General features: G+C 55.9%; 1 protein-coding gene. It reads left to right on the plus strand.

Features of this window, described 5'->3' with window-relative positions; all coding sequences use genetic code 11:
• A partial coding sequence (locus tag OGV69_RS25280) for a hypothetical protein (RefSeq protein WP_286469008.1) occupies positions 1–227 on the plus strand: 227 nt, incomplete at both ends.

A 227-nucleotide genomic window follows, 5' to 3' on the forward strand; every position in this document is an offset into this window, starting at 1 on the left:
CTGGAAATGACAGCCATCGGCTGCACCCGGCAGTCAGAAGCGAACCGAAAGGGGCGCTGGGGTATTCTCACCAACAACAAGGATCGCGTTGTTTCGTTTGATGTTGGCCTGGACGGAAACATTCCGCAGCCGGGTTACATCATAGCTGTGGCAGACGAGCTGCTTTCCGGAAAGGTTATGGGCGGCCGCATCAGCGCTGTTAACGGTCGCGTTATCAAACTTGACCG

Origin of the sequence: Citrobacter sp. Cc139 (assembly GCF_030334645.1) — a bacterium.
Classification (GTDB): domain Bacteria; phylum Pseudomonadota; class Gammaproteobacteria; order Enterobacterales; family Enterobacteriaceae; genus Citrobacter; species Citrobacter werkmanii.